Below are 1,516 nucleotides of genomic sequence, written 5' to 3'. Positions count from 1 at the left end.
TATCGCCCAAACTGGTTAAATTTTAACAGTGACAACTACCCTGCCAGATAGGGCTTGTCGGGACTTTAACAAAAGCTTGCCTAACCTTTGATATTTTAATTCCCAGTCTGCTAATTCACCTTTAACTCTAGCCAGTGTGGCGGAAAGTTCTGATTTTTGACTTTCTAATGCAGTATTCTCTTCAATAAGCTTTAAGTTATTATCATTGACGGAATTGATAGAATTGTCTTTGGAGTCAAGTTGACGCTTATATTCGTTAACTTCTTCTTCCTTATTTTTCAAAACTTCTTGATGGAATTGTTGAACTTTTTGTACAGACGCTCTCAACTCGTTACTTTGTTCAAGAGTTAACATTGTTTCACTTGAGTACTGATCTCGCTTCTTCAATCCTTCACTTCTGTTCCATTCAGTGTAAATAAATATGAATCTCTGTAGTAAGGGTTGAAGTCCGAGTAATGTCGCAGTAATTGCTAAAGGTACTAAAACTGTTTGGTATTCAAAGCCAGCAACTTCAGGATAAAGTCCTAATTTAAAATCAACTAGCCTATCATCAAAATTTTTTGTACCAAAAACCAATGGTAATGTGATTTCCCAGTTGTAAATTGTCCAAGAACAAATATATGTACCATAAAGCGGGCTACTAACTCTTTGATATAGTGCTGCTTTTATAGAGTTTGTTATTTCTTTAATCATTTTCATCTAACCAAATTCAATAATATAACTATTGTGTTAAATCGTGAACACTACCACCACGTCACTGAAATTCTTGCGCTTTAAAAACCAAAGTTGAATCAATTTTAAATGCCAAGCACAGTGAACCATTTTTTCTCACTAGAATGGTATGTCTTCACTGATTCCTTCTTTCCTCGGAAGCGTTGCCACATCAAACATACTTAATATTCTCTCTGAAACTTTCAATAACTGATCATAAGTTATGATTTCGATACGGTGTAAATGAGAGTTTAAGTTTCTAAGCGCTTTAATTTGCTCAGCATCGCCATCCCTACCGACAATTATTTTTGCTCGGATTTTAAGCGTGTCAAAGCCTTCGCTAACTATGATTGAATCACGTTGTCGCTCAATCTCTTCAATATATCTAACCACTTGCCCAATAACTGCTGATAGTTTGGATGATGGGTAATAGCTGTCATGAGAACGATCGTAGGTAAACAACGACTCTATAAACGCCCTTTTAATCTCAATTATCTCGACGTAATCATCAACTGTTTTCCGCATCATGAAATCTAATCGATCGTCACGCGTCCACGTTTTCCTCTGTAAGCGTTGGCTATATTCACTGCCAAACATCCAAGGGTGCCGCTCTAAGTGTTTTTGGAAGTCCCCCTCTAGAGCACTTGAATTTTCGATCAATATACGAAGTTCAGATATAGCTTTAGAATACTCAACGATTTTCGCAGCTGCAGAAATATGTGATAACGTTTCTTTATTAGTAACCTCAAATGGCTTTGTTGCGTAATTCAATGGAACTAAATCAAGAACCTACGATCTGATCAGC

At 36.5% G+C, this 1,516-nt stretch carries 2 protein-coding genes; both read right to left on the bottom strand.

Annotation, left to right across the window (positions count from 1 at the left end; genetic code table 11):
* Window positions 1–15: 15 nt before the first annotated feature.
* Window positions 16–699 (bottom strand): hypothetical protein, encoded by a 684-nt coding sequence (locus tag ACED53_RS23345; RefSeq protein WP_371693328.1) that lies wholly within the window; start codon window positions 697–699, stop codon window positions 16–18.
* Window positions 700–831: 132 nt separating this feature from the next.
* Complete coding sequence (locus ACED53_RS23340; RefSeq protein WP_371693330.1) at window positions 832–1,482, bottom strand: Shedu anti-phage system protein SduA domain-containing protein; 651 nt, start codon at window positions 1,480–1,482, stop codon at window positions 832–834.
* Window positions 1,483–1,516: the final 34 nt, after the last annotated feature.

The organism is Vibrio sp. 1F169, from assembly GCF_041439605.1.
GTDB classification, from domain to species: Bacteria; Pseudomonadota; Gammaproteobacteria; order Enterobacterales; family Vibrionaceae; genus Vibrio; species Vibrio tasmaniensis_A.
The sequence above is the reverse complement of the archived record's forward strand: the minus strand, read 5'-3'. Positions and strand labels throughout refer to the sequence as shown.